Here is a 24483-nt window from a genome sequence, read left to right on the forward strand (position 1 = left end):
GTTCGTTTCATGTTACAATTTCAGTTTGTTAATATTCCCATATTCATCAAAAGTGAGTTCATCAAAACAGATAGAGCGTCGGTAGTTATTGTTCGACAAATCCATATTATGATAGAATACATACCATTTTCCCTTGTATTGAACTATGGAACCATGAGAAGTCCATGAGCTCACAACATCCATCACCTCGCCCCGGAAAGTAAAAGGCCCCATCGGTTTCTTACTTGTGGCATACACCAGGGTACTGGTTTTACCCCAACCGTTAGAGTATAACAGATAGAACGTGTCCTTCCGTTTGAACACCCATGGCGCTTCGCCATAAAAACCTCCAAGATGCTCCTTATCTCCTTCTATACCCCTTATTTTTAGTTCCTGCACATCCCCCTTCAGCTCCATCATATTGTTTTTTAGCTTAACCACTTTTGGTTCACGACATCCAAAATACATGTATGCCTGCCCCTTATCAACCAGAACTGCCGGGTCGATGGGCTCTTTACCAATGTGCTCTACCTGGCCGGTGTTATCGACTAAAGGTTTGCCATGTACATCCTTAAAAGGTCCTATTGGTGAATCGCTGACAGCCACACCTATTTTAGCGCGCTCTACCGGGTAATAGAAATAGTACTTTCCATTGCGTTCGACACAATCAGGTGCCCAGGCCCATTTATCAGCCCAATTAATATCGTCGAGACTAAATACTGAGCCATGATCAGTCCAGTCATGCATGTTATCAGATGAGAACACGTGCCAGTCCTGCATGTTAAAATAGGTTGCTGTATCTTCATCATGAGAAGTGTATACATATAGCCGTTCGTTAAAAACATGTGCTGATGGATCGGCTGTGTATAGATGCTTTACAAAGGGGTTACCCTCTTTTTTAAACTTTACTTCTCTAAATGAATTAAGGCTGGCAGGTTCTCCCTTTAAATACCCCAGGGAAATTAAAAAACGGTCGGCATCAATCATTGTCTGGTAATGCATCTCCTCATTCTTGTCCTTATTAAAAAATGCATGATCCTGATCCTCATAAAGAATCAGGTCGCACCGTTGTCCCAAAGCCTCCATTTCACGCTTGTACACTTGTGCCAGGGCTGGTTTAAACAATTTATCCTTTGTACCCAACATGATTAAGGTCGGAGGTGTATTCCCGCTTAAGTTGTGCGCTGGTGAAAAATGCTTGTAATAGTTTTTTACACGCTCGTAACCATATCCGTCAGGTCCATTGTTAACAACCGGATTGAATAACACCAAGGCTTTGGGGCGACAGGACACAGTTGTGTCTTCTCCCTGCTCATTATATCCGTTAACTGTTGCTGTAGCCGCGGCCACATGACCTCCAGCCGAGCCGCCTCCAGCGATTATTCTTGTGTTATCGATGCCATATTGAGCTGCATTTGAATACAGCCAGCGCATGGCCGATTTCCCATCTTTAACACACTCAACAGGTGTTGTGCCATTGCTCTTTTCTGTTCGATACTGAGCGCTCATGCATACCAGCCCGCGCGAGGCTAAATAGTCACATTGTCCGTAAAAATGCTCCGGTCCTCCTCCTTTCCAGCCACCACCATGAAAAAACACAATAGCTGGCTTTTCATCATGCATTTGATGCGCTTCGGGGAAAAAAATATGCATACATAATTCAACATCCCCTATCGTTTTATAAACTACTGTAGTATCCGGTTTGACTTGAGCCAACACATCGCCCGAATAAATCAGTAAAAGACTGAATATGATTAATTTATTCATAGGTTTGTTTTTTATTCCTCAGTTCTGTAGCGATACATCCGGTAAGTGGTTTCGCGAATGTATGCGATCAGCTCATAATAGATCTGGTCGGTCATTGACACCAATCCACAATTGGCATTTTCACCATTTCCACGACCAGCTGTTGTTGAGTTCGCCCACATAAACCAATGCGCGCCTACGCATCTGGGATTTCTTAAAGCACCTTCAACAAAATTTCTGTATTTCTCCCCTCTGTTACGTTGGTCGGAGGCATACCCCAATCCGGTAAAGAACTTACCAGCGTCCAAAGCTCCGAAGTTAAACTCCGAAATAATGAAAGGCTTATCAATATCCTGAGCCGGATAAGGGTAAAACTCCACTTCATTTTCGTAGGCGTTAAAAGTCAGAATATCAAGATACTTAGCTGATATCGTCGTGTTTATCTTATTCTTATGATTGCCATGCCAGCGACAGCCAATGTACATTTTATTGGGTGCATACTTGTCAATGAATTCTTTAGTGATTTTAAAATACAGTTCGCACATGCTGGTGTAATGCTTAATATTGTATTCCTTTAGACCTGCAATCTTAAGGGTTCCCGCTTTCACTTTACCGGTCAATAAGTCATCCCATGAATCGAATGTTGCACCTGTTAACTCATTAAAGGAGTTGATGTCCTTCAACTCCTGTTGCAACAGCTTGATATACTCCTTCTTTCCGGCGCAATCGGCACCCTTTTCCAAGGAGTGCATAACCAAACTATTGGGATTGCCCCAATGAATCTCATTATTGATAAAAAAGCCAAAGAAATAAGGATCATCTTTGACCAAGGCAGCTTTCGCTCTTATTTTCACTTCAAGATTCGCTTTCCAACGTGCATCAAATACATCAGGAAACTTCTCATTAATACCCGGAGATACCGCATTTATATAAACAGTATATGGCAATTTAATTGAATCAGGATGTTCTCCAACGCTTTCGGCCGACCAACCACCCAAGGTATTCAAACCCCAACTTTTCATGCGTTTTAAGGAGGTGGCTACATATTCCTCCTCACTGTCTTCACCATATTTTCGATAGAGATTGGCTAAACCGTGCTTGTATTGATCTTTTGCAAATAAAGAGGCATTACAAGGGGTCTTATCTGGTATGCCTTCAAAGAAATGTTCACGCCCTTTTGTTGGTGTCGGAATCTCCAGCCGGCCAGCGCTATTGACACCGGCGGACCAAAACAAGCAACCTTCCGGGTCGATGATCCACCAACGACCGTCAACTTTTTGCGTTCGAAAGTGACCTGTTGCTTCAAACCCCGGCCCGTTCACGTATCCACCAAAGCGATTCCATTCAGGCGATCCGGGATTTTGCATTAAATCATCCTGCTCTTTTTCAATGGCTTCAGCAAACTGCTTATCCTTTGTTATTTTCCCTGGCCAGTCGACGTGCTTATATTGGCCGTATTTATTAATGAAAGGAAAAAATGAGGCCCGATCATTTGTATATAATTCAGGCAAGGCAGCTTTATTTTTAAACAAACGTTTTATGTATACTCTTCTTTCATAGTCTTGTTTGGGAAAATCTATTCTGAGTCCCTTAATGTGCTTGGCATCAATACCGGCATAATTGAGAATAACACCGTTGGGCAGGCCTTTCATTTGAGGAAAATCAACACTCTGTGGATAATCTGATGTGTTAATTTTATCGCGAATCATGACACAGTTGTAGATCAGCTCCTCATTGGGCTTAAGAAAACCTATATGCTTGTTATTAACCGGGAAAAACTTGTCTCCTCTGCGTGGATTATCATACTGTATAAGGGGTTCAAAACGCAATTCCTGATCTGTCATATTCTCCAGCTCAAGGCTTAAAAAAATCCATTGAGTCAAATCCCAATACTTATCCCCGGGCAAAAAGGTAATACTTCCTTTAACACCTTTTTTAAGATTTAATTCCAAACCGTCCTTCGATTGTTTCAATTCCAAATTCTGAACCACATAGCTTTCAGATGACAGATCATCAAAATTTAATAAGTTCTCAGATTTATTCTGTGAAATAACAACTAAAGAACTGCAAATACCTAGAATTAGTATGACTAAGGATTTCATTCGCATCCAATTATTGGGTTAATCGTAACTTTATATACTACTGACCTTTAGCGATAAAGAACAAAACGTTCTACCTGAAACACATCTGCATTGGCCACTCTGATAAAATAAATGCCATTTTTCACATTGGCAGGTAGAGTAATCTGCAGAGCATTCACACCTGCCGTCAGGCAGTCGGATAATATAAGCTGTCCATGGATGGAGTACACTTCGTAGTTTACCTCCTTACCTGATTCGCTTAAACTTATATTTAAATGATCTTGTACCGGATTGGGATAGATGCTGAACAGATCACTGACACGGCTCAGGTCATTAATTCCAACCTGACTATTGGAGCTATACGCATTACTGGCACCTATATTTGGTATAAGATTCTCTATATCCATGGCATTACCAAACAGGTCTTCGACAGGTACATTTGTTATATTTTCGAAGATACCCTGGCCGGCCATTGGAAATTCAGGCTCCTTGAAGGAGAGACCTCTGTCAACGGCATTACTACCTGACTGAATATTAAAATTATCGGGTCTGCCATTGACCGATACCGGGTCGACAAAAAGCGGGTCCCCTGACACCTTTGAAGCATCCAGATTGGAGAAAGCCATGGCAATATTGCCGAAAAACAAGTTATTGGACACCATTAATTCGCCACCATTTCGCATGTCTATTTCCACACCACCTGAGCCTATCTGGGCGCCATTCATGGCATAGAATATATTGTTATAGATATAAGTATCTTCAGCAAAAATGGAGATATCCGGTTTACAAGCCGGTGCATCCAGATAAACGGTATTGTTATAGATATAACTGTTGTTGGAAGGAACAGGGGCACTATCCTTACCTACATAACCAGATAACCAGATGGTGTAACGGTGATGCCCGGTGGCCCTGTGTCCATCATTGACACTAACGTTATAGCGGAATACACTATTTTCACAATCACCTAAGATTTCAACAAAACCACCTTCAGTATCTTCACTGTAGTTGTATTGAAATATGGCATTCTTACAGTAAAAATCAATGTGACCGGCAGCACCATATGTGTCACCAAATCCCCTTGCCCGGTATTGTTTGTTATACTGCACAATGATATTATGCGAATCCCAGATCCAGCAGCCTTCACCGCGACCGTATAATCTATCTGTTGACGAATTTTTATCACCTTGTCCCAGATCAATAAATTCGTTGTTCTCCACCAGTCCGTTGCAAACTGAGGCAAACACAACGCCATCGCCTCCAAGCTGCTCAAAGGTATTGTTACGTATTACGAAGTTTCGGTTTCTGCCCTCTTCACTGATAGGGTTATTGGGAGGATTCAGGTTCCTGACACTAATGGCCGTGCTTCCCAGATTATAGAAATAGCAATTTTCAATTAACACATCTTCGAACCGTACCTCTTTAACAGGTGTTACAGTATCATCATTCTTATCTGAATCGAAAAAGATGCCCTTGGCATTGTAATAATCCAGGGTGAAATTGCCTTCCCAATCTATCATATCATAGCCAAATACATCGGTTATCTTCAGGTTGCGAAAGGTTAGATCTTTACTGATGCCTCCCCATTTATTGGCAATCACTTTAATAGCATATGAAGAGTTGGTTCCCCATGTGATATCACCAATTTCTTGACGATCATTTTTAATCCACAGGCCATCCATTACAATATGGCTTGTGTTTACCAACTTCACAGCTTCAATAAAATCTCCCGTTGGAATGTTACCAGAACCGCTCAGAATTGGTTTTTCACCCTCTCCGTAGCTACTTATCACTATTGGATGATCGGCAGTACCCGACCTGTTAATAATAAACTGTCCCTCGAAGGTATCGCCCGACCTAAATAAGATCTGATCACCCGGTTGAATAAAACCACCATTTTTATCGTTTGCGCCGGCCTCAGAAACCTTGCTTAAGCTTAGCCAGGGTGAATCCATACTGCCATCGTTGGCATCATTACCATTGGCACTGACGTAGTAGTTTTTAGCCAATAAACCTGTTGGCAAGAGCAGTGCAAACAAAAGAAATATAAAACGTGATTGCATATTAAATCGATTTATAAACGATGTAAAAATAGAATGCAACCAGCAATTAAAGGGGCGTAAACTAGACAATGCTTAGCGCAAATCAAACGATTACAATTGGCTTTCTTTAATCTTTAACTCATTTTCAACACTTAAGGCATTGTTTCCTTCCAGGCCTTCATTATATAGTTTCAACACCTCTTCATCACTCAGTGCTCTTGTCCAGATTGAAAAATCATCTAACAGGCCAATGTATTTTTTCATATTCATCGTTCTGGCTAAATCTGTTTTGTAGGGCGTTGATTGAGTGGCAATGGACATCCAGTTGGCTTGTGAGGTATGTATCTTTATATCTGGCCTGGAGCATTGTATTTCTTCCATCACCTGACCATCAATGAACAGTTTTAACTCGCCTAGTTTGGCATCATCGTGTGGCATCACAACGGCAAGGTGATGCCATTGACCATCGTTAAGATGCTGATTTTCTGTTGTCATTACCATTTCAGGACGCACTGCCAGCTCCAGGTTCCCTTCATTAATAGAGAGGTTAAAAAACTGCCCTTGTCCCCAATAAGATGCACTATTAAAAATGAGTCGCCTTTCCTTAGCAGTTGTCTTGACCCAACATGACAAGCTGCGCTCATAACCTGCCTCCATAGGTCCGATAGGTAAAACGGACAAGCAACTCGACTCTTTAATTACTGCAGCATTACCGATCCTTCCTTCAGCTGTTGTTACTTCACCTCCAATCAATGAATAATCAAAATTAAAACCGCCGTCATTCAGAAAAGCAACAGGTTCTTTTATTCCTGACACCACCGGATTGTGTTTACCCGGTTTTGGAAATGTCCCATCAATACTGTTGCTATAATTCGACTGACTGAGCAATTCATCGAAGCTCCAATGTATTTGCAAGCCCATAGGCGTGATTGGTGTTAATAAGCCTGTTCCGCTGATATCGGTCTTGTCACTTTCTTTAACAATGCTCAAACTACCAAGCTTATCTCCGTTCTGATGATAAGTATTGATCAGTAGTTTATCCTCCTCCACATCAACCAGTGTTACATTGGTAAGATTATTACCCCTTGCAACCAATTGAATCAAATCCGACCTGGTATCTCTTGTGACCGTGTTCATGTGTACTTCTCCGGCCAGGTACAAATCTACCTTGTACTTTCGAAGGACATTAAGAATCTTTTCGCTCTCCTTCTTATCCACAAGCATACCGCTGCTGGCATATTTTCGTACAGGGTAAATAATTGGTAAATGAGATTGTACCACTATATGTTGTATGGATGGAATATGTTGTGCCTCGCTTAATACTGACTCAAACCATTGCAAATGTTTTCCATCAATATCACCATTTATTACACCCTGATTTCCCAATATCTTATACTCATCATCGAAGCGGAACATATCAAGGGTAACAAACAATACGTTTTTGTATTGAATGGCATTGGACGTATGCTCATACTTTGTACCTACCGGTCGTGCCATGGCCTTGCCGATCATTGTATTAAAGCGTGACTGCCCGTTCTCATCGAGAGTGATGGTGTTGGCAAAACCTTTACGAAAGGTTGAGATATGCTTACTTACCTCACTGCCCTTTCGCCAGGGATTATCTCCCAGTTCATGATCACCCACCGCCATTAAAAAATGTTTGTAACCGCCATTGTGCACTATGTCCCATAAACCTCCATAACACAAGCGCGAAGCTTCCAAAATCACTTCCTCTGTTGAGAATTGCGCATATTCCGGATTGGATTTAAACGGCTTCATGAATTTATCTCTGTACCAATGCCCCCCATTGCAGTCACCCGGCATAACAATCAATTCACCACCATGACGCTCCTTCATTCGTTTAAATTGTTCCGTCTGTTCCTGAATACGTCTTGCACGTTCAGGAGTATTTCTGGCGAATCCTTCAGCATTATGATAATCGGGTATGTTGATAATACGCCAGGATTCGAACTGTTGTGCTGCTGCACTCACAAAGCTTATGAGAGCTAACAAGGTCAGTAAATATTTTATTCTCATTTGTATATTTTAATGAGTTATTTCAGGTGATTAATTAGTTGGTGATACCAAATTTATAGATAAGCATTTCTTCATATCTATCACCTGGCATAAGCAGGGTTGACGGAAAAACCGGCTGATTGGGAGTATCGGGAAAATGTTGCGTTTCTACACAAAATCCAAAATGCGGTTTATAATTGATTCCACCTTTCCCAACTAATTCTGTACTGATGTAATTGCCCGTATAAAACTGAACTCCCGGTTGTGTTGTACTTACTTCAAGTGTTCTTCCTGATTTCGGTTCAACTACTTCAATTACCCTGGCCACTTCACCAATTTGCTTATTTAGCACATAGCAAAAATCATAACCTTTATAATTCAATTGATGAATATTGTCCCCTATGCGGGTCATACCTGTCAGATCCCAATCTGTTCCTTTTACAGCAGCTATTGTTCCTGTTGGTATTAGGGAAGTATCGACCTCTGTATACCCATCAGCATCAATTTTTATCAGATGGTCATAAATCAGCTCTTTACCACCCGACAGGTTAAAGTAGCTGTGTTGTGTTAAATTCACATGTGTTGCCTTATCCGTTGTGGCTTCAAATTGCACATGAATGGCATTATCATCTGTAAGTAAATAGGTCACGAAAATATCCAGGTTACCCGGAAAACCATTTGTACCGTCCTTTGACAGATAATGCAATCGAATACCTTTCCCTTTTTCATTTTCCACAATTTCACTATCCCAAACAACGGTATTAAATTCACCTGCACCATGAAGACAGTGTTCTCCTTTGTTTTTAGGCAGTTGATAAGCAATATTGTTAACACTAAACTGTGCATTTCTGATTCTATTGGCAAAACGGCCTATTACTGCACCAAAATAGGGATTGGGATCGATATATTGTTGCAGGTTATCAAATCCTAAAACAACGTCTTCCATTGTCCCATCTTTATCAGGCACTATTATTGAAGTTATTATACCTCCATAATTGGTAACACCCAATACCATTCCGTTAGTATTTTTAAATGTGTAATGAAAAACCGGCTTCTCTTTCACTTCACCCCAAACTTCCTTCAGAACCTCTGTTTTGCTGGTCACACATCCGCATAGGCTGAATAGTATTATTACCCAAAGGCAATGAAGCAGCTGTATAGTATTCTTTAATTTCATTATCTATTGATTAACAAATTCAATGTAGGCTTGCGCATAACGCTCGCCTAGTTTCAATTGTCCTTTGGTATTGTAATGCACGTTTTTTGGATATTTCTCTAAATCAGGCGTCACCACCACTTTCACATTAGGTATTTTTTCTTCAGCTTTAAACCTGGCGCTGATAACATACTCAACACCAGGTCTTGACTTTTTAAGCTGTTCCAATTGTGCCTTATCAATATTTTTTAAAGCTTCTTTACTTACTGAACACCCAATAAACACCGGCAAATCAGGCAAACCTAAGTCCTTCCTTAAAGCCGTTATTAAGGCATTAAGATTATCGAAATACTCTTTTGCTACAGTCAGATTTGTCATGTCTTTCCCTCCTTGCTGCCATAAAAACCCTACTATTTCAATATCCGCCGCATTCTGTGCTTCTTGAATCTTATCAATTAATACTTTGTACAAATCGCCTTTTTGACCATCATTGGTGCGGTCAGCTTGTTCTTCTGTCCAGTTGGGTGACCAGGCTAATATACCTGTTCCTCCCTTTGCACTTTTGATGATACCAATGGTTTCATTGGGATAGGCTTTTGAAAGCTCTGCTGCAAATGCTATCTCTGGCCCAAATGAGTACTCTGTCATAGCAAAACGCTTCCTTTGTCTTTCACTGGACGGACGGTTCGGTTTAAGCTTTTGCCATTTTCCATTTTCAAACATCAGTTTGTTATCCGTCCCATACCTGAGATAATCAGGCAGTTCTGCGCTATTACCCCAACCCACCATATTGGATTGACCCGAAAGAATAAAGACTTTTAATTTTTGCTTAGGATTTGTATTACTCTGTGCCCCAACTGTTAAAACAAAGAATAGTATAAGTAGTATTGAACTGAATCGTTTCATGGCAATCATTTGATTATTGCAGTAAAAGTAACTGACATAAAAAGAAAGGTTGAGCACAAAATAGACAATACATAACGCAAATATTCCAATAATGCTCTATGGACATGTAAAAGCATACAGGGGACTTCACCATTTACTCTCCTTGCTACTTTCCAGGTATAATGGAAGGGTATATTAAGCCTATTGAAATAAAATAATGCACCAGGGGAAACTCCAGCCAGGCGACGTATAACCAAAAGGATTATTCATGGTATTGACGACCCAGCCACGCGTATTGTAAAATTCCCTGGCTGATATTCTGTTTACAAGCTCTTGGTTAGTTTCAAGCCCCATACATACTGCCCGAACTGTTCATCAGGCAACTCCACAACTATGTTTTCCCCATTGCGCGTATATTTCAGAGATACATCATCACCAAGAGGAGCTATTTTGGCAGGATTAAATTTACCCGCATGCGGTAATATCAGTTCTCCACTTTCAGGCCATGTAACAAACCAGGCATAAAGTATCCCATCTTTTTGAGTATAGCGAATGGCATTTGTATCGTATTCATTGATATTAGACCCTCCACGAAGCGAATTGAATTTTCCTTCACCATATGTGTCCCATGGTTTTGATCCTTTAATGCCTTCATTGTTTAATTTAAGCCATTGACCAAATTCAAGCAACAGATTTTCCTGAGCCTTATCCAGTGTCCCATCAGGTCGTGGTGCAATATTAAGCAGCAGGTTACCATTTCGACTTACCAGATCTACAAAGCAGCGAAGCACAGCATTAACGGGGTAAGCTCCTTTTTCGCCTGAATAGGCCCAACTGCCGTTGGCTGTATAGTGGGCTTGCCAGGAACGGGATGGAATACCTTCTTCCGGGTTCTTCTCGGTGTCGTAAACAGCTTCACCTTTTAGCATGGCATCACGTTTCCAGGATAATACTACTTGCTTATCCCAATCTACACTTTTGTTGTAATAGCGTGCTACAACCCGGTACATGGCATCCCTGAAATATGTCTTTTTGTATTCTGCATAAGCATCACATATACCTCCATCCACAAAAACATAATCTGGCTGATATAAATCAACTAATTCGTTCATTACACGTTCCCACTTCAGAGCATCTTCAGGATTAGGTGGGTCTGTATCCCCACGACGTTTACCGTATAAGCCTTCGTATGCTTGATTCCAGGTATCAAACTCAGGTCGGAAGGTATAATATTTCCAATGCCTTCCATAATGGGTTGATACACCTGTTTTAATTCCCTGCTTGCGCATAGCCTTGGTCAATTCACCAACTACATCTCGCTTTGGTCCCATTTCTGAAGCGTTCCAATCTATTACTTCGGAATCCCACATGGCAAAACCATCATGATGAACTGCAGGGGCAGCAAAGTAACTAGCTCCTGCTTTCTTGATTAAATCAGCATAATACCCGGCATCAAATTCTTCAAGCCTAAACATGGGAATAAAATCCTTGTAACCGAATTCGTTTAAGGGTCCATACGTTTCTATATGATGTTCTCTGAAGGTTTTTGTCCACTCACGATGTATAATTGTCGGATTATCTTCGGCATAATAAATATGGCGTGGATACCACTCGTTTCTATATGCCGGTACAGAGAAAGCACTCAGGTGCATAAATATGCCTAGTTTTCCATCGCTATACCAATCAGGCACATCATAGGAGGCTATTGACTCATGATTTGAGTTGTAAGGTTTCAAGGTTTCTTTTTTGGAACTTTTGCTCTCTTTACCATCACAACCAAAGAGCAAAACTACCAATATAACAGTAACATAAGCGAATAATCTTTTCATGTGTTTATATTTTCTTTCAATTGCCACATGAAACTCTCAAGTAAATTTTATCATTCTCCTGTGTGATAATTTGGATAATCAAATTCACATGGTCGTTTCATATTTCTACTCATTACTTTTCATTTTATTTCTAAGTTCCTTTTCTGCTTCTCCATTCCAATAACCGCATTCTAACTGGAAAAAGACTGAAGTATACGGAACTGACAAATCTGTTTTGATGATCAAGATGTTGAATAACTTTGCCGATGTATCTAATTCGCGTATGATGTCTTCATGCAACAGTGATTTTACATTTTCGCCTTCAAGAATTTGATGTAAAGCCTCGCGATATGCTTCTATTCCCTTTGCATGTTCCTCCGAAACAAAGGCCATCTCCTTATCTACAAGAATGTTTGCATCCACATGACTTGCCTTATCTATCAAGTCATTTACAAACTCAACTGCCTCTATATGATTCGCATCAATTGTGATGGTTTGGATGGCAGGATTACTCTGCCTGGGATAGGCTGCATCGGCTATTACAATCCAATTACGGTGACCAAAGACTTTTAGTGATTCTGTGACTTCTGTTTTCCAATTCTTTACTTCATTTTTATTCTCAATACATGCCTTATGTTGCTTATTTGAAGAGCATGACAATGACAATACAAACACTATAAAGCCAAAAACTATGTTTTTCATTGTTACACTTGTTAAATGATTAACCAACTAATTATTTTTTTCTTTCCAGTCTTTGTATATATCAATCCTATCCGTCTTTGATGCATCATCAAAAAAACGGGCACCTTTCCCTATTTGATTGTTATCGCCTAATTCATCGCGACCGGTTTCAATCAATTTCATTAATTCTTTCACTTTTTCAGGATGACTTTCAGCAAGATTGTGCTGTTCTTCCTTGTCTGTTGTCAGATTATACAATTGTGTTTCGTCTACCTGGTCAATCTTCCTGCCCCTCCACTTCATATACCCTGGTTTCTTTGGACGGGGCAACACTAATTTCCACCCCCGGTCTCTGACTGCCTGCAAATGGGTATAGGCATAGTAGAAGAATCGATCGTGTTGACTTTTATCTCCTTTCAGAATAACATTGCAGAAGCTTTTGCCATCAATCGCTAAATCATGAGGCAACTCAGCTTTTGAAAGCTCTGAAAATGCAGGCAGAAAATCCATGGTTGTTAACAGTTCATCATTAGTAAGACCTTCGGCAATATGCCCTTTCCATTTCATGATGCAAGGTACACGAACGCCCCCTTCCCATGTTTGTGCTTTAGCTCCCCTGAGTGGATGAGCACTCCCGGCATGATCGCCAATCTTTTCTTCAATCCATGGTCCGTTATCCGAAACAAAAACGACCAATGTATTTTCTTCCAGGCCTTCTTCTTTTAAAACTTTCATAACCTCACCCATACTCCAATCCAGTTCTTCAATTACATCACCGTAAAAACCACCATTTGATTTCCCCCGGAAGCTTTCAGAAGCTCCCAATGGCACATGTGGCATATTATGAGACAGGTATAAAAAGAAGGGTTTGTTTTTGTTATTCCTGATAAAATCAGAGGCCTCTTTGGTATACATCCGGGTCAGCTGTCCCATTTCCTCCACCGTGTTGATGACCCTTAGTGTATCATGATTTCTTAAAATACGGCATCGATGCTTAGACTGTCCTATCAATTTTGAATTACCATTATACTGTGGCGTTCCATAATAATAATCGAAGCCCTGGTTAAGTGGCATTTGCTCAAGTTCCTCACCCACATGCCACTTTCCAATGCAGGCAGTCTGGTAGCCCCTTGTCTTCAATACCTCAGCAATGGTCAGTTCTTTGGGATGAAGTTTTGTATGAAAGTTTTTGGCATTCCCGGGTTCGGCTATACGAATGGGGTAACACCCTGTGAGCAATGCCGCTCTTGAAGGACCACACAAGGGCTGTGCATAGAAACTGGTAAATCTCATGCCCTGATTTGCCATTGCATCGAGATTAGGCGTCTTAATATTTGGTGAACCATAACATCCCACATCATTGTAGCCCTGATCGTCGGTCAAAAAAATGATGAAGTTAGGCTTAGCTGGCCTTTTGCCATGTGAGCAGGAGGATATGGCAATCGTAAGCAGGGTAAATAGTATTAGATATGTTCTTTTCATTTTATATGACACTTGAAGCTAAACACTTATCAATCATCAAAGGACTTACCATCTGTCACTCCCTCCCAATCATCGGTTCTGAAAGGAGAAGCAGGTAGGCCCTCTTTATTATAAAGGTTGAATTCAGCCGGATTACGTGACCAGGCAAAACGAACAGCTACAGGCTTTTCAACTTTATCTGACCATACAATCACTTTATCACCTTGAAGTTTTGCTTTTGCCCAATGAAACAGTTTATCTGCTCCGGCGATTTCAAACTCATTAATGTAACCATGTTTACTTTTTGCCAATAGTCCTGAACCAATATGTTCGAAGCTAATGATGGCTTTATTGCCTTTTATCTGCATGGTTTCATAGATTGGCCCTGAATGAACAATCTCTTTACCATAGGCTACTTGTAAGGCTGATAGCATTAAACGATTCCCAACATCCTGTTTGTTTTTAGGGTGGATATCGTTTGCCTCACCAATATCAATGGCGACCGCCATTCCAGTATTATCCAGATGTAGTGTTTTAGCCTGGCTTTCGCGTAATTCAGCCCAGGCATCGTTTTTAGGCTTCTTTTCTGGCTGTTGATAGTTGGCCAATTGTACAAATAAAAAAGGGAAATCACCTTGCTGCCAATCTTCACGCCAATTGTTAATCATGTTTGGAAAAGTAAGAGCATACTCTTTCGATCTGGGTGTATTAGACTCACCCTGGTACCAGATAACTCCTTTGATACCATAAGGAATGAGGGGATTAACCATGGCATTGTACAACAAGCTGGGGACATCGTTTGGGAAGGGTTTAAAATCCGGTATGACAGTATCTACTTTAAATCGCCATTCGCCACTTAACGGAACCTTCTTATCTTCAAGCTGAAGGAATAGTTTGTCAGCCTTGCTGGCAAAACCACCTTTGTAATATTTATCTTCTACACGAACGGTAATGTTGTTTTTACCAACTTTCAATAGTTGAGCTGGCAACGGGTAATTACGCTCAACTGTATTGGCCCAGTTTAATCCACCCACTCTTACCCCATTTACCCATGTGATATCCGAATCATGGATTTGTCCCAAATGTAATTGAGCAACACTGTGCAAGTCATCAGTCCTTAAATTAAAATCAAAGCTAAACCATACTCGGCCATTAAGTCTATTGTAGCCAGCATTCTCCCATAAAGTTGGTAAGGTCATACTCAACCATTTACTTCGATCCGTATCGGGTAGCATCCATTGTTCCTTCATGCCCTTTTCCTTTTCAGGGAAACCACCTAAAGCTTTCTTAAGGTCATTCTCATATTTCCGAGCAGCAGTTGAATAATCGTATTTATCAATTCGTTCTCCAAAATCTGCATATTTGGGCAGTTTAGTGATGAATGTCTTAGATGTCCAGGTTTCAGCACAGGTGCCTCCCCATGACGTATGAATCAATCCTATGGGTACATCAATTTCTTTTTGCAGATCTCTACCAAAGTAATAGCCTACCGCAGAAAAGTTTTTGACCGTTTCAGGACTACATTCCTTCCATTTGCCATTTGGAATATTATCAACCGGTACGTTGCTAACCGTTCGTGGTACTTCAAACAAGCGGATATTTGGGTAGTTAGCCTCTTTGATCTCCTGTTCTGCATTATTGGATTTGGAAACCGGCCACTGCATATTGGATTGTCCTGAGCAAATCCATACATCGCCAATCAGAATGTTTTTAAGTACAACTTCATTTTTTCCACGAATGGTCATCTCATATGGCCCACCAGCTTTCATGGGCTCCAAAACCATAAGCCATTCACCCGCTTTATCCGCTTCAGCTCTCAGTTTTTGCCCCTTAAAAGTCAGCCATACTTTTTCACCAGGATCAGCATTCCCCCATACTTTCACATTCATATGGCGTTGCAATACCATGTTATCGGTGAATACATCGGCTAGTTTAACATCGGCCTTACTTGTTACGGCACTGATAATTAGTGCTATTACTGTTGAAATTAACCTGAGGGTAATCATCCTTTTTATATTTTATATTTAAACGTCAGACTTTCAGCTCCATCAATAGTATTCACATTTCTGAAAGTATGTAGTTTATATGCTCCTAGTTTAAATGTCTTAAGAATCAATTTGCCATGAAGAACCTTTAAATTCACCAGGTAATCCTCACCATCTTTCGAGACCTCACACATACCCCAGGCCGAACCATTCGACCAGAAATACTGACCTGGCTTATCGGTAAATTTAATGGACTTGTCAACCGCAGAATACAGAAAACCACTTTCTGCCAACAGGCTTGCCCAGGAAGCCATGGCACGTGCATAGTGGTGACCACATTCTGCCTCATCGAATGGATTTCTCTTTTGTCCGTTATAGCGGTCACGTATATTTGTAATGCATTCCAACCCCTCCTGCTCCATGCCTTCGTATAACATACCAACGGCAGCGGTATATTCAAAACCCGTCATGACTTCCGACCAATATGGAAACGGACTTTTGGGACGACCACCATGGGGCCAGCTCGCCATCAGCAGGGCTTTCTCATCACCCATAGCATAGGAACGCATGTTGTTAAAATGCTCATACATATCTTTGCGCTGGTTGTATTTCAAAATACTCTCCAGGGTGGTTTTCACATTATCTTCCTTCACCAAATACCCTAAACCAAGTACATGCGCCATGTATTGTCCTACCAGTTGATCCACCAAACAACCGGTTTCCAATTGAAAGGCAGGATCTGCAACGCTCTTACTACCCATGCCTGACATCAAGCCTTTGGCTATAGCATCTTTGCTCTCCGGTGTTTGTATTTTATGTACGTAATACTCACCATTGAATAAATGATCGTCGGTCCACTCAGAACCATACTTGTATAGCTTCTTACATTTCTTAGCAAAGGCTTTGTCATTGTGGTGAAGCGCCATCTTTTCAGCCGCTTTCAAGGCTCCCAGGTACCAGATTTGCATCTGCGGATTAGGTCCAAAATACTCTACATCCATGGTGTTGTGTTGCACCCCTTCCATCACACCATCCACATCGCCATCCCAGCCATTCTCCACCCAGGCAAAAGCCATGGCAGCTTTTACTTTTGGCCAGTATTGCTTTAAAAAATCATCATCACCAGACAGTTGCCATTCACGGTAAAACTTCATTATGGTGCCCATCTGGCCATCAGCAGCAGCCACATCAATGCCCGAAGCACCTTGTTTCAATGGCAGTTTTGTTCTGAAGCCCATATGGCCTTTACTGTTCATGGCATATTTAAACTCCACCTCACGCATACCTCTGGCTAAATCATTAAAGAGAAAAGCTGTTGACTGCTCATAGTTCCAAACATGCGAGCATGAACCAAAACAAGAACCGAATCGATCCATGATACCTTCCCAGCCAAATAGGTAACCATCAGCCGTTCGAAATACCGTTTGTGAGCGCAATGTACTTAAGTTGAATAGAGCCGCTTCTTTTAAGACCTCTGGATAAGTACTCGCTTGCAGAGCATTGACAAAAGTGAGTGTCTGATCGGTTAACTCAGGTAAACGTTCTACTACTTTTTCAATCACATCCCAGGCATTATCATATTGAGTGGAATAATAGTTAGTTAACTTTTCAGACGACCATGCAAAACGGTTAGGGAAATTCCATGTCAGATAGAAAGTGAATGTTTTTGTTTCTCCTGCTTTAAGAGTATTGGAAACAGCTAATGATGCCATTGGGTCCTGGTCAAAAGACCTGTCTTTTTCTGTCAACAAACCGTCAACACTAAAGTCATCCCAGAAATCCAGTACACTGTTTCCCCATCGGTTATGCCCTGAACTAGTCCGATAGGAGATTTCTCCATCATTGTTTTTTGGTGTTGACAGGGCCAAAGTTCCCCATGCTGGATCGTCTTTATCTACACCTTCGGAATACATATAAATACCCTGAAGATTATCAGTTGATTTATATTCGTTCCTATTGTTTTTGGCTCCTGTAGGGATAAAATCACCTTTCCAGTCAGACGTATGCTTGCGTCCATCCTTTCCAATAAAATTGCGGATATTTCCTGAAACAGATACTTCAATATCGTCATTGCTCGTATTGGTCACTTCGTAGTTGAGAACTGCCATTGGTATACCTGAAGCATCGGCATCGCCAGGAATAAGCGGGTTATAACCCACAATTTTGACAGTAACAGGCATTGTTTTATCTGCCAGGTTAACGATACCGAATGGATAGGTGGATTCAAATGAAGCTTCTCGAAAACGGGGAAAGCCATGATGATCGACGGAACGCCCTTCGTAATGCTGATAATCGGCGAAATGAATGGGGCCCAACAAAGCTTTAGAATTAGGTAACTCACCTTTCTTTTTGGTATAGATGGCAAAGAATGGTGCATCATTACCAGGGGTTACTGTACTGTAGCCCTTTGCAGGCACATTCATTATCTCCCAGTCCTTTAGTTGACCTGAGCCACCAAGAGAAACCGTTCCTGTACCAATTCCCCCCATTGGTAGTGCAATTCGGTAAAGATGATCCTTATCGTATTGTCTAAGTGATGTGATTTTGTTACTTAATAACTCCTCTTGAGCTGATGTATTCACCACCAAAGTAGTGGTAAAGAACAACAACAATGCTTTTGATAATTTCATCATTATTTCGTCTTATCGTAGAAAGTAGCGACCAGCCTACATATCAAATATCTCTTTTTTGTAAAAATAAACCTGAATATTCCTAATAATGAGCGTAAACTTGACAATGCTTAACTCATATTCTATTTCCGGATTAATTATTGGAAACAAAAAGTTTAACTTCTAAGGAGAAAATAACTTATAAAGCTCTTCAAAGGAAGGATTAAAATAGATATGAATACTATTTTGTGTACCGCGGTATCTAAATAAGGTAATTACAGACAATTATTTACCTGGTAGCGCACTTTAGATACTTTTAGTAAGAGGATTATTCGAAAAAGGAAAATGCCAGATTTTCCGGCTCTCTGTTTTGTTTTGATAGTCTATCAATCGAGCTGATAATCTGGCATTTGTTGCATTGTTTATTAGTCCTGAGGTTGTACTAACTGGTACTTCCTGTCATATAGATCGACCTGTTCACGTCTCCATTTGTTACCTTCGAGATACAATACCTGTGGGCGGGATATATCCCAATCGCCTAACTTCTTAAGCATTCGCTCAACCCGTTCGCGATGTTGGTCGGCCACATCGTTTTGTTCCGACACATCCTCTTTCACATTATAAAGCATTGGCAAACGGTCTGGCATACGAATCAATTTCCAGTCACCCTCGCGAATACCTGCACTGATGGTAAAACGCCAAAGCATCTCCTCATGTGGACGCTTCGCTTCATCGCCATTGATAAATGGGAATATATTCACGCCGTCTAACCTGGCCTTATTATCAACAGTACCTCCGGCCAAGGCCACAAAGGTTGGTGTCAAATCCAGGCTAGAGACAGGATAATTGTATTCTACACCAGCTTTTAACTGTTCTGGCCAACTCATAACAAAAGGTACACGGATACCCCCTTCCAATAGAGTTCCTTTTGCTCCTCGCAATGGCATGTTTAAAGACGCATTGTGGTGACAAGGCCCACCATTATCACTGAAAAAGACAACAACTGTATTCTCATCGATCTTTTGCCTTTTGAGCTCTTTCATAATTCGACCTACATTCACATCAAGACGGTGTACCATTGCACAATACGTACGACGTTTCTCGTCTTTAATATGTGCATACAGCTTAAGATCCTCTTCTGTGGCCTGCATGGGAGCATGAGGTGCATTAAAGGAAGCATACAGGAAAAATGGCTCGTCTTTATGACGGCGAATAAAATCCACACATTCATCCCCTTTATCATCGGTTATGTAAGTAATTGGCTGCGGTTCCTTGTAATTACAAAGTATCTTATATGGATAAGGTTTGCCATTGGGTTGATTGGCGAAATAATTATGACCACCTCCCAGATAGCCCCAAAACTCATGAAAGCCCCTTTTTAAGGGATGGAAATGCTCAGCTTCCCCCAGGTGCCACTTACCTATCAGACCATTAACATATCCCAATTCAGCCAATCGGTCGGCAATGGTGGTTTCATCCACCGGCAAACCAACAAAATTCTCGTCAAACTGCGGCAAGTCAACGATTGGATTATTATCAAAGCCAAAGCTGACCTGGTTACGGCCGGTCATTAAGCCTGCTCGTGATGGTCCGCACACAGGTGCTGATACATAGCCTTGGGTAAATGTTACACCTGCATTTGCCAGAGCATCAATATGTGGGGTTTTAATTTGTGTGCTACCTGTAAAACCAACATCTCCATAGCCCAAGTCATCGGCCAGTATGATGATGAAATTGGGCTTTATATGCTTATCCTGAGCTAAAGCATAATTAGTAAGAATACTGAAAACAAACAGTACTATAATTCGCGATAATTTATTCATACCTGAATACATCAATTACTTCTTATTAAACTTCCAGACTTTTCACTCTTGTAAGAGGTATCCATCCAATATATTGTTTACAAACAGTGCATTCTCCATCCATAACACAACCTCCTTTAGCTGTAAACTCATTCAAAAACAACTCAGCCTTTTTAAGATAAGACACTTGCTCATCATGACAGTTGCCACAAACAAAATGAATGATAACATTTTCACCTGCCTGATCCTGCAATTTATTGGTAAGATCATCCATGCTTTAATTATTTGGTTTGTAAAAGTATTTCTCCTTGCATCAGTCCTTCTCCGTTGACCAACAAGCTTATCTCACCTGCATCATCATTGGACTGAACCGTTACCACCAACTGTCCGTTAAAAGCCTTCATGGTAGGCTTGTGAAACATCTCCATGGATGTTGCATCTCCATTACAAACGGCTTTAAAGCGGCCGGCTCCTGTCACATTAAATGCTAATTGATGATTAGCATGGGGACAAAGGTTGCCATCTCTATCAACCACTGAAACAGTGACGTATGACAAATCCTGTCCATCAGCAGTAATGGTTTGCCGGTCTGCACTAAGCTCTATATGGTGAGCTTTTCCGGCCGTATGTATTTCTTTTTCAGCAACAGCTTTCCCTTGTTCATCGAAAGCTACTACCTTAAGGCTTCCCGCCTGGTATTCCACGTCATTCCACATCAGGCGGTACCGGTGTTGCTTACTTTTATCCTTTGTTTTGGTGCGAATACCCTGGCTAAGTCCATTAACAAACAATTCAGCACTATTGTAATTGGTATAAACATATACAGGGGTTATTTCGCCTTCACGTCCCTCCCAGTTCCAGTGCGGTAGAATATGTAAGGTTTCATCACGGGTATTCCAGCGACTACGGTACAGATAATACCTATCTTTAGGTAAACCGGCTAAATCACATATACCAAAATAAGAGCTACGTGATGGCCAGAACTGATCAAAAGGTGTTGGTTCACCCAGGTAATCAAAACCTGTCCATACAAATTCACCGATCACCCACTGTTTATCATCCTGCAACACGAAGTCATCTTCAGGCAAGTTAGACCAACCGCAATATTCCATGTCGTAAGATGAGCACTGGTAGGTATCTCCATAGATCGCTTCTTTCTGCTGTTTGGAGGCGTTGTAATCATCTTTGATCTGCTCCACCGGGAAACGGTAGAATCCCCTTGTGCTCACAGTCGATGCTGTTTCTGAACCCAACAACATGCCTTGTGGAAATTTCGAGTAAGCTTCTTCATACAGGTGCACGCGATAATTTAGACCCGGGATATCCATGACTGCGCCGAAACCGCTCTTCATGGTTGCTTCGACCTGATCCATACCAACTGTGACTGGTCGGGTCGGATCTTCACGGTGAAAGATTTCCTGCAGCCACCTGGCACGTTCCACTCCTTCTTCTCCATGCTGGTCAGGCACTTCATTTCCGGAACTCCACATGACAATACATGGGTGATTACGTGTGGCATGAACTAAATTAACCACGTCTTTTTCAGCCCACTCATCGAAAAACAGGTTGTAACCGTTTTTCATCTTCGGCTTTTTCCACTCATCAAAACTTTCTGCCAGAAACAAAAAGCCCATCTCATCGCATAATTCAAGCTGCTCAACAGATGGCATGTTATGGGACGAACGAATGGCATTACAACCCATATCTTTCAGTATAGTCAGTTGGCGTTTTAATGCCGCTTTGTTTACAGCTGCCCCCAGGGGCCCCAGATCATGATGCAGACAAACACCCTTAAACTTGGTTACTTTGTTGTTGAGTATGAATCCCCCTTTATCAGCATTGTATTCAATTTGACGGATACCAAAGCGAACAGTCTCCTGGTCTTTCAGCACATTCTTCTTGTATAAACGCAACTCGGCGTAATAAAGATTGGGTGTTTCCACATCCCAGATAGCGGGATTATTAAGCGTGATGGATTGCTCGAATTCATTCCCCTTCTTTGCTTCACTTGTATTGCTTGCTACAATATTTCCTTTTACATCCTTTATAATGGTTTCAATACGATCGCCACTTCCGTTTATTTTACTTTTAATATTGACAATAGCAAGCTTTTCAGTCACTTTCGGAGTTGTAATAAAATGTCCCCAATGTTTGAAAGACACTTCGTCCTTGACGATCAATTGAACTTTGCGATATAAACCAGCCCCAGGATACCACCTGGACGAGTAAGGCATATTTTCCAGACGTACAGCTAATAAGTTATCTCCGGTTTGCAGGTATTGACTAATATCAAAATAGAAATAGTTGTAACCATTCTTCCATTCGCCAACCTTTTTACCATTGATAAAAACCTGTGGTTGACTCATGGCCCCATCAAAGCTTAACAGCACCTTTTTTCCACGTTGATAATCGGATACTGTAAACGTTTTGCGATACCACCCTACTCCTACGTGAGGTAAGGCGCCTGTTCGACCTGTTTTTTCTGTGGCTATCTTCTCATTATTCTGTTTGATAATACCACTTTGCTTATCAACCTCTTCATCAAAAGGCCCTTTTATGGCCCAGTCATGCGGTACCGATACCGTTTCCCAATTATCAGTATTACAATCCGGTTTTTCTGCCCCCTTTATATCCTCATTGATAAAATGCCATTGGCTATCCAGTAACTCCACCCTCCTTGAAGCGGAATCGTTTTGTGCACATCCCGCCAGAACCTGACTCATTACTATCAAACTAATTATTACACTCTTCATATCTGCTTATATTCGTTAAGCGCTTGTTATTGCTTTGTCGCTTCGTATCTCACTGACGGCTTATAATCCTGAATAATTCCACCCTCGGGAAACGCTTCATTATTTGCACGGTTGCTAAACGCTAATTCCATCAATTCTACAATTTCAGGGTGGTTGGCAGCCACATTGTGTTTTTCTTCCATATCATTATCTAAGTTATACAACTCAGTCTTTGAATCAAGCCCGTAGCGTACACCTTTCCACTTGCCAATACGTGCCGACTGACGGAAACCTCCATTAGGCATGATACGAAACCAGCCGTCCAGCTGAAATTCCCAATTCAGGTACTCATGTGCCATTTGTTCATTACCCATTAGGGTCGGAAGAAGAGATACTCCATTGGTACCGCCCGGAAGATTAGCATTCGCTACCTGGGCAAAAGTCGGCATCAGATCCTGGGCGCTTCCAATATGCTGTGATTCATGACCTGCCTGTATCTTACCTTTCCAGTATGCGATCATCGGTACCCGAATACCGCCTTCATACAGATCACGTTTAATACCTTTAAACTGACCATTACTTTTGAAGAATTGAGGACTGTGACCACGCCCCTCCTTATGTGCACCATTATCGCTGGTGAATATGATTAGGGTATTATCCAATTCTCCCATCTCTTCCAGTTTGGCCAACATTCGTCCTACCTGCTTATCTAAAAGCGTGATTTTTGATGCGTGAAAACGTTCAGCTTCCGGCCAGTCCTTATCCTGATAAAGGGTGTTATTCCCAATGGTATATTCATGTCCATGCGGGGCACGGTATGACATAAAGAGGAAAAACGGCTTCTCTGAATCAATTGTATCCAACCAGTTAAAGGCGAGATTAGTTCTGAAATCATCCTTGCATTCCCACTCATTCACATGGTAATAAATGGAATCTTTCATTCCGTTAATCCAATGCATTTGTTCATCAAACACTCTTCCTCCAAAGCGTGAACTCCACTGCTCCTGAACAGCATAATCAAAACCCCGGTTATAAGCCCATGTTGATAAGTCATTTGGATCTCCCAAATGCCATTTACCTACAAATCCGGTTTGATAGCCAGCCTGACGCAGCATTTCAGCCATGGTGGTGTCATTTTTTTCAAGTGCCACTCGCATCCATTGGTCATCAGCGAAATGACCGCTGTTACCGCGAATGGTATTGTAGGATGAGGACTTACCCGTCATTAATACGGCACGCGACGGTGAACAAACCGCATTACCGGCATAAAAATCGGTAAAACGCATGCCTTGTTTTGCCAGGCTATCCAATACTGGCGTTTGTATTTTTTCCTGTCCATAACAGCCTAATTCTCCATATCCCATATCATCGGCCAGTAGCAGCAGAATGTTAGGCTGTTTATCTATTGATCCGGGCTTTTCTTTGCTGCTACAAGCAAGAAAAAGGCTTGCAATTATAAATGTGTATATAAATTGTATATGCTTCATTGATGTGAGGTCTTTG

At 41.3% G+C, this 24483-nt stretch carries 15 protein-coding genes; all 15 read right to left on the minus strand.

All coding sequences use genetic code 11. The annotated features are described in order from the left end of the window. Window positions 1-12: 12 nt before the first annotated feature. The 15 genes from ACRD69_RS10040 to ACRD69_RS10110 all read right to left on the minus strand — a co-directional run bounded on the left by ACRD69_RS10040 (window position 13) and on the right by ACRD69_RS10110 (window position 24467). Window positions 13-1746 (minus strand): family 43 glycosylhydrolase, encoded by a 1734-nt coding sequence (locus ACRD69_RS10040; protein WP_430814945.1) that lies wholly within the window; start codon window positions 1744-1746, stop codon window positions 13-15. Between the two features lie 11 nt (window positions 1747-1757). Then, window positions 1758-3827 carry a hypothetical protein gene (locus ACRD69_RS10045; RefSeq protein ID WP_430814946.1) on the minus strand — a complete coding sequence of 690 codons (2070 nt, stop codon included), beginning with the start codon at window positions 3825-3827 and terminating at the stop codon, window positions 1758-1760. Between the two features lie 47 nt (window positions 3828-3874). After that, window positions 3875-5866 carry a T9SS type A sorting domain-containing protein gene (locus ACRD69_RS10050; protein WP_430814947.1) on the minus strand — a complete coding sequence of 664 codons (1992 nt, stop codon included), beginning with the start codon at window positions 5864-5866 and terminating at the stop codon, window positions 3875-3877. A gap of 90 nt (window positions 5867-5956) precedes the next feature. Next, complete coding sequence (locus ACRD69_RS10055; protein WP_430814948.1) at window positions 5957-7882, minus strand: LamG-like jellyroll fold domain-containing protein; 1926 nt, start codon at window positions 7880-7882, stop codon at window positions 5957-5959. A 34-nt stretch (window positions 7883-7916) separates the two neighbouring features. Continuing rightward, on the minus strand, window positions 7917-9038 hold the full coding sequence (locus ACRD69_RS10060) for an aldose epimerase family protein (protein ID WP_430814949.1): 1122 nt from the start codon (window positions 9036-9038) through the stop codon (window positions 7917-7919). Window positions 9039-9041: 3 nt separating this feature from the next. Continuing rightward, the gene (locus tag ACRD69_RS10065; RefSeq protein WP_430814950.1) at window positions 9042-9923 is read right to left on the minus strand and encodes a sialate O-acetylesterase; all 882 of its coding nucleotides are present in this window, start codon (window positions 9921-9923) and stop codon (window positions 9042-9044) included. 302 nt (window positions 9924-10225) lie between these two features. Then, window positions 10226-11731, minus strand: a complete 1506-nt coding sequence (locus ACRD69_RS10070) for an alpha-L-fucosidase (RefSeq protein ID WP_430814951.1) — start codon at window positions 11729-11731, stop codon at window positions 10226-10228. Between the two features lie 105 nt (window positions 11732-11836). Continuing rightward, window positions 11837-12412, minus strand: coding sequence for an RbsD/FucU domain-containing protein (locus ACRD69_RS10075; protein ID WP_430814952.1), 576 nt, complete (start codon window positions 12410-12412; stop codon window positions 11837-11839). 27 nt (window positions 12413-12439) lie between these two features. Next, complete coding sequence (locus tag ACRD69_RS10080) at window positions 12440-13873, minus strand: sulfatase family protein (RefSeq protein WP_430814953.1); 1434 nt, start codon at window positions 13871-13873, stop codon at window positions 12440-12442. 29 nt (window positions 13874-13902) lie between these two features. Further along, entirely contained in the window at window positions 13903-15858 is a 1956-nt protein-coding gene (locus ACRD69_RS10085) for a sialate O-acetylesterase (protein WP_430814954.1), read from the minus strand. 5 nt (window positions 15859-15863) lie between these two features. Further along, window positions 15864-18467 (minus strand): GH116 family glycosyl-hydrolase, encoded by a 2604-nt coding sequence (locus tag ACRD69_RS10090; protein WP_430814955.1) that lies wholly within the window; start codon window positions 18465-18467, stop codon window positions 15864-15866. A 404-nt stretch (window positions 18468-18871) separates the two neighbouring features. Further along, window positions 18872-20269: a sulfatase gene (locus ACRD69_RS10095; protein WP_430814956.1), complete on the minus strand. Its 1398-nt coding sequence runs from the start codon at window positions 20267-20269 to the stop codon at window positions 18872-18874. Window positions 20270-20294: 25 nt separating this feature from the next. After that, entirely contained in the window at window positions 20295-20522 is a 228-nt protein-coding gene (locus tag ACRD69_RS10100) for a hypothetical protein (protein WP_430814957.1), read from the minus strand. A 7-nt stretch (window positions 20523-20529) separates the two neighbouring features. Next, complete coding sequence (locus ACRD69_RS10105; protein ID WP_430814958.1) at window positions 20530-23001, minus strand: glycoside hydrolase family 2 TIM barrel-domain containing protein; 2472 nt, start codon at window positions 22999-23001, stop codon at window positions 20530-20532. A 26-nt stretch (window positions 23002-23027) separates the two neighbouring features. Beyond that, entirely contained in the window at window positions 23028-24467 is a 1440-nt protein-coding gene (locus ACRD69_RS10110; RefSeq protein ID WP_430814959.1) for a sulfatase-like hydrolase/transferase, read from the minus strand. Window positions 24468-24483 lie beyond the last annotated feature (16 nt).

The organism is Carboxylicivirga agarovorans, assembly GCF_050589845.1.
Taxonomy (GTDB): Bacteria; Bacteroidota; Bacteroidia; order Bacteroidales; family Marinilabiliaceae; genus Carboxylicivirga; species Carboxylicivirga agarovorans.

Excerpts from the sequence above, each read along its gene's own strand:
- ACRD69_RS10040 (WP_430814945.1), bottom strand. The coding sequence starts at position 1,746 with ATGAATAAATTAATCATATTCAGTCTTTTACTGATTTATTCGGGCGAT.
- ACRD69_RS10045 (WP_430814946.1), bottom strand. The coding sequence starts at position 3,827 with ATGAAATCCTTAGTCATACTAATTCTAGGTATTTGCAGTTCTTTAGTT.
- ACRD69_RS10050 (WP_430814947.1), bottom strand. The coding sequence starts at position 5,866 with ATGCAATCACGTTTTATATTTCTTTTGTTTGCACTGCTCTTGCCAACA.
- ACRD69_RS10055 (WP_430814948.1), bottom strand. The coding sequence starts at position 7,882 with ATGAGAATAAAATATTTACTGACCTTGTTAGCTCTCATAAGCTTTGTG.
- ACRD69_RS10060 (WP_430814949.1), bottom strand. The coding sequence starts at position 9,038 with ATGAAATTAAAGAATACTATACAGCTGCTTCATTGCCTTTGGGTAATA.
- ACRD69_RS10065 (WP_430814950.1), bottom strand. The coding sequence starts at position 9,923 with ATGAAACGATTCAGTTCAATACTACTTATACTATTCTTTGTTTTAACA.
- ACRD69_RS10070 (WP_430814951.1), bottom strand. The coding sequence starts at position 11,731 with ATGAAAAGATTATTCGCTTATGTTACTGTTATATTGGTAGTTTTGCTC.
- ACRD69_RS10075 (WP_430814952.1), bottom strand. The coding sequence starts at position 12,412 with ATGAAAAACATAGTTTTTGGCTTTATAGTGTTTGTATTGTCATTGTCA.
- ACRD69_RS10080 (WP_430814953.1), bottom strand. The coding sequence starts at position 13,873 with ATGAAAAGAACATATCTAATACTATTTACCCTGCTTACGATTGCCATA.
- ACRD69_RS10085 (WP_430814954.1), bottom strand. The coding sequence starts at position 15,858 with ATGATTACCCTCAGGTTAATTTCAACAGTAATAGCACTAATTATCAGT.
- ACRD69_RS10090 (WP_430814955.1), bottom strand. The coding sequence starts at position 18,467 with ATGAAATTATCAAAAGCATTGTTGTTGTTCTTTACCACTACTTTGGTG.
- ACRD69_RS10095 (WP_430814956.1), bottom strand. The coding sequence starts at position 20,269 with ATGAATAAATTATCGCGAATTATAGTACTGTTTGTTTTCAGTATTCTT.
- ACRD69_RS10100 (WP_430814957.1), bottom strand. The coding sequence starts at position 20,522 with ATGGATGATCTTACCAATAAATTGCAGGATCAGGCAGGTGAAAATGTT.
- ACRD69_RS10105 (WP_430814958.1), bottom strand. The coding sequence starts at position 23,001 with ATGAAGAGTGTAATAATTAGTTTGATAGTAATGAGTCAGGTTCTGGCG.
- ACRD69_RS10110 (WP_430814959.1), bottom strand. The coding sequence starts at position 24,467 with ATGAAGCATATACAATTTATATACACATTTATAATTGCAAGCCTTTTT.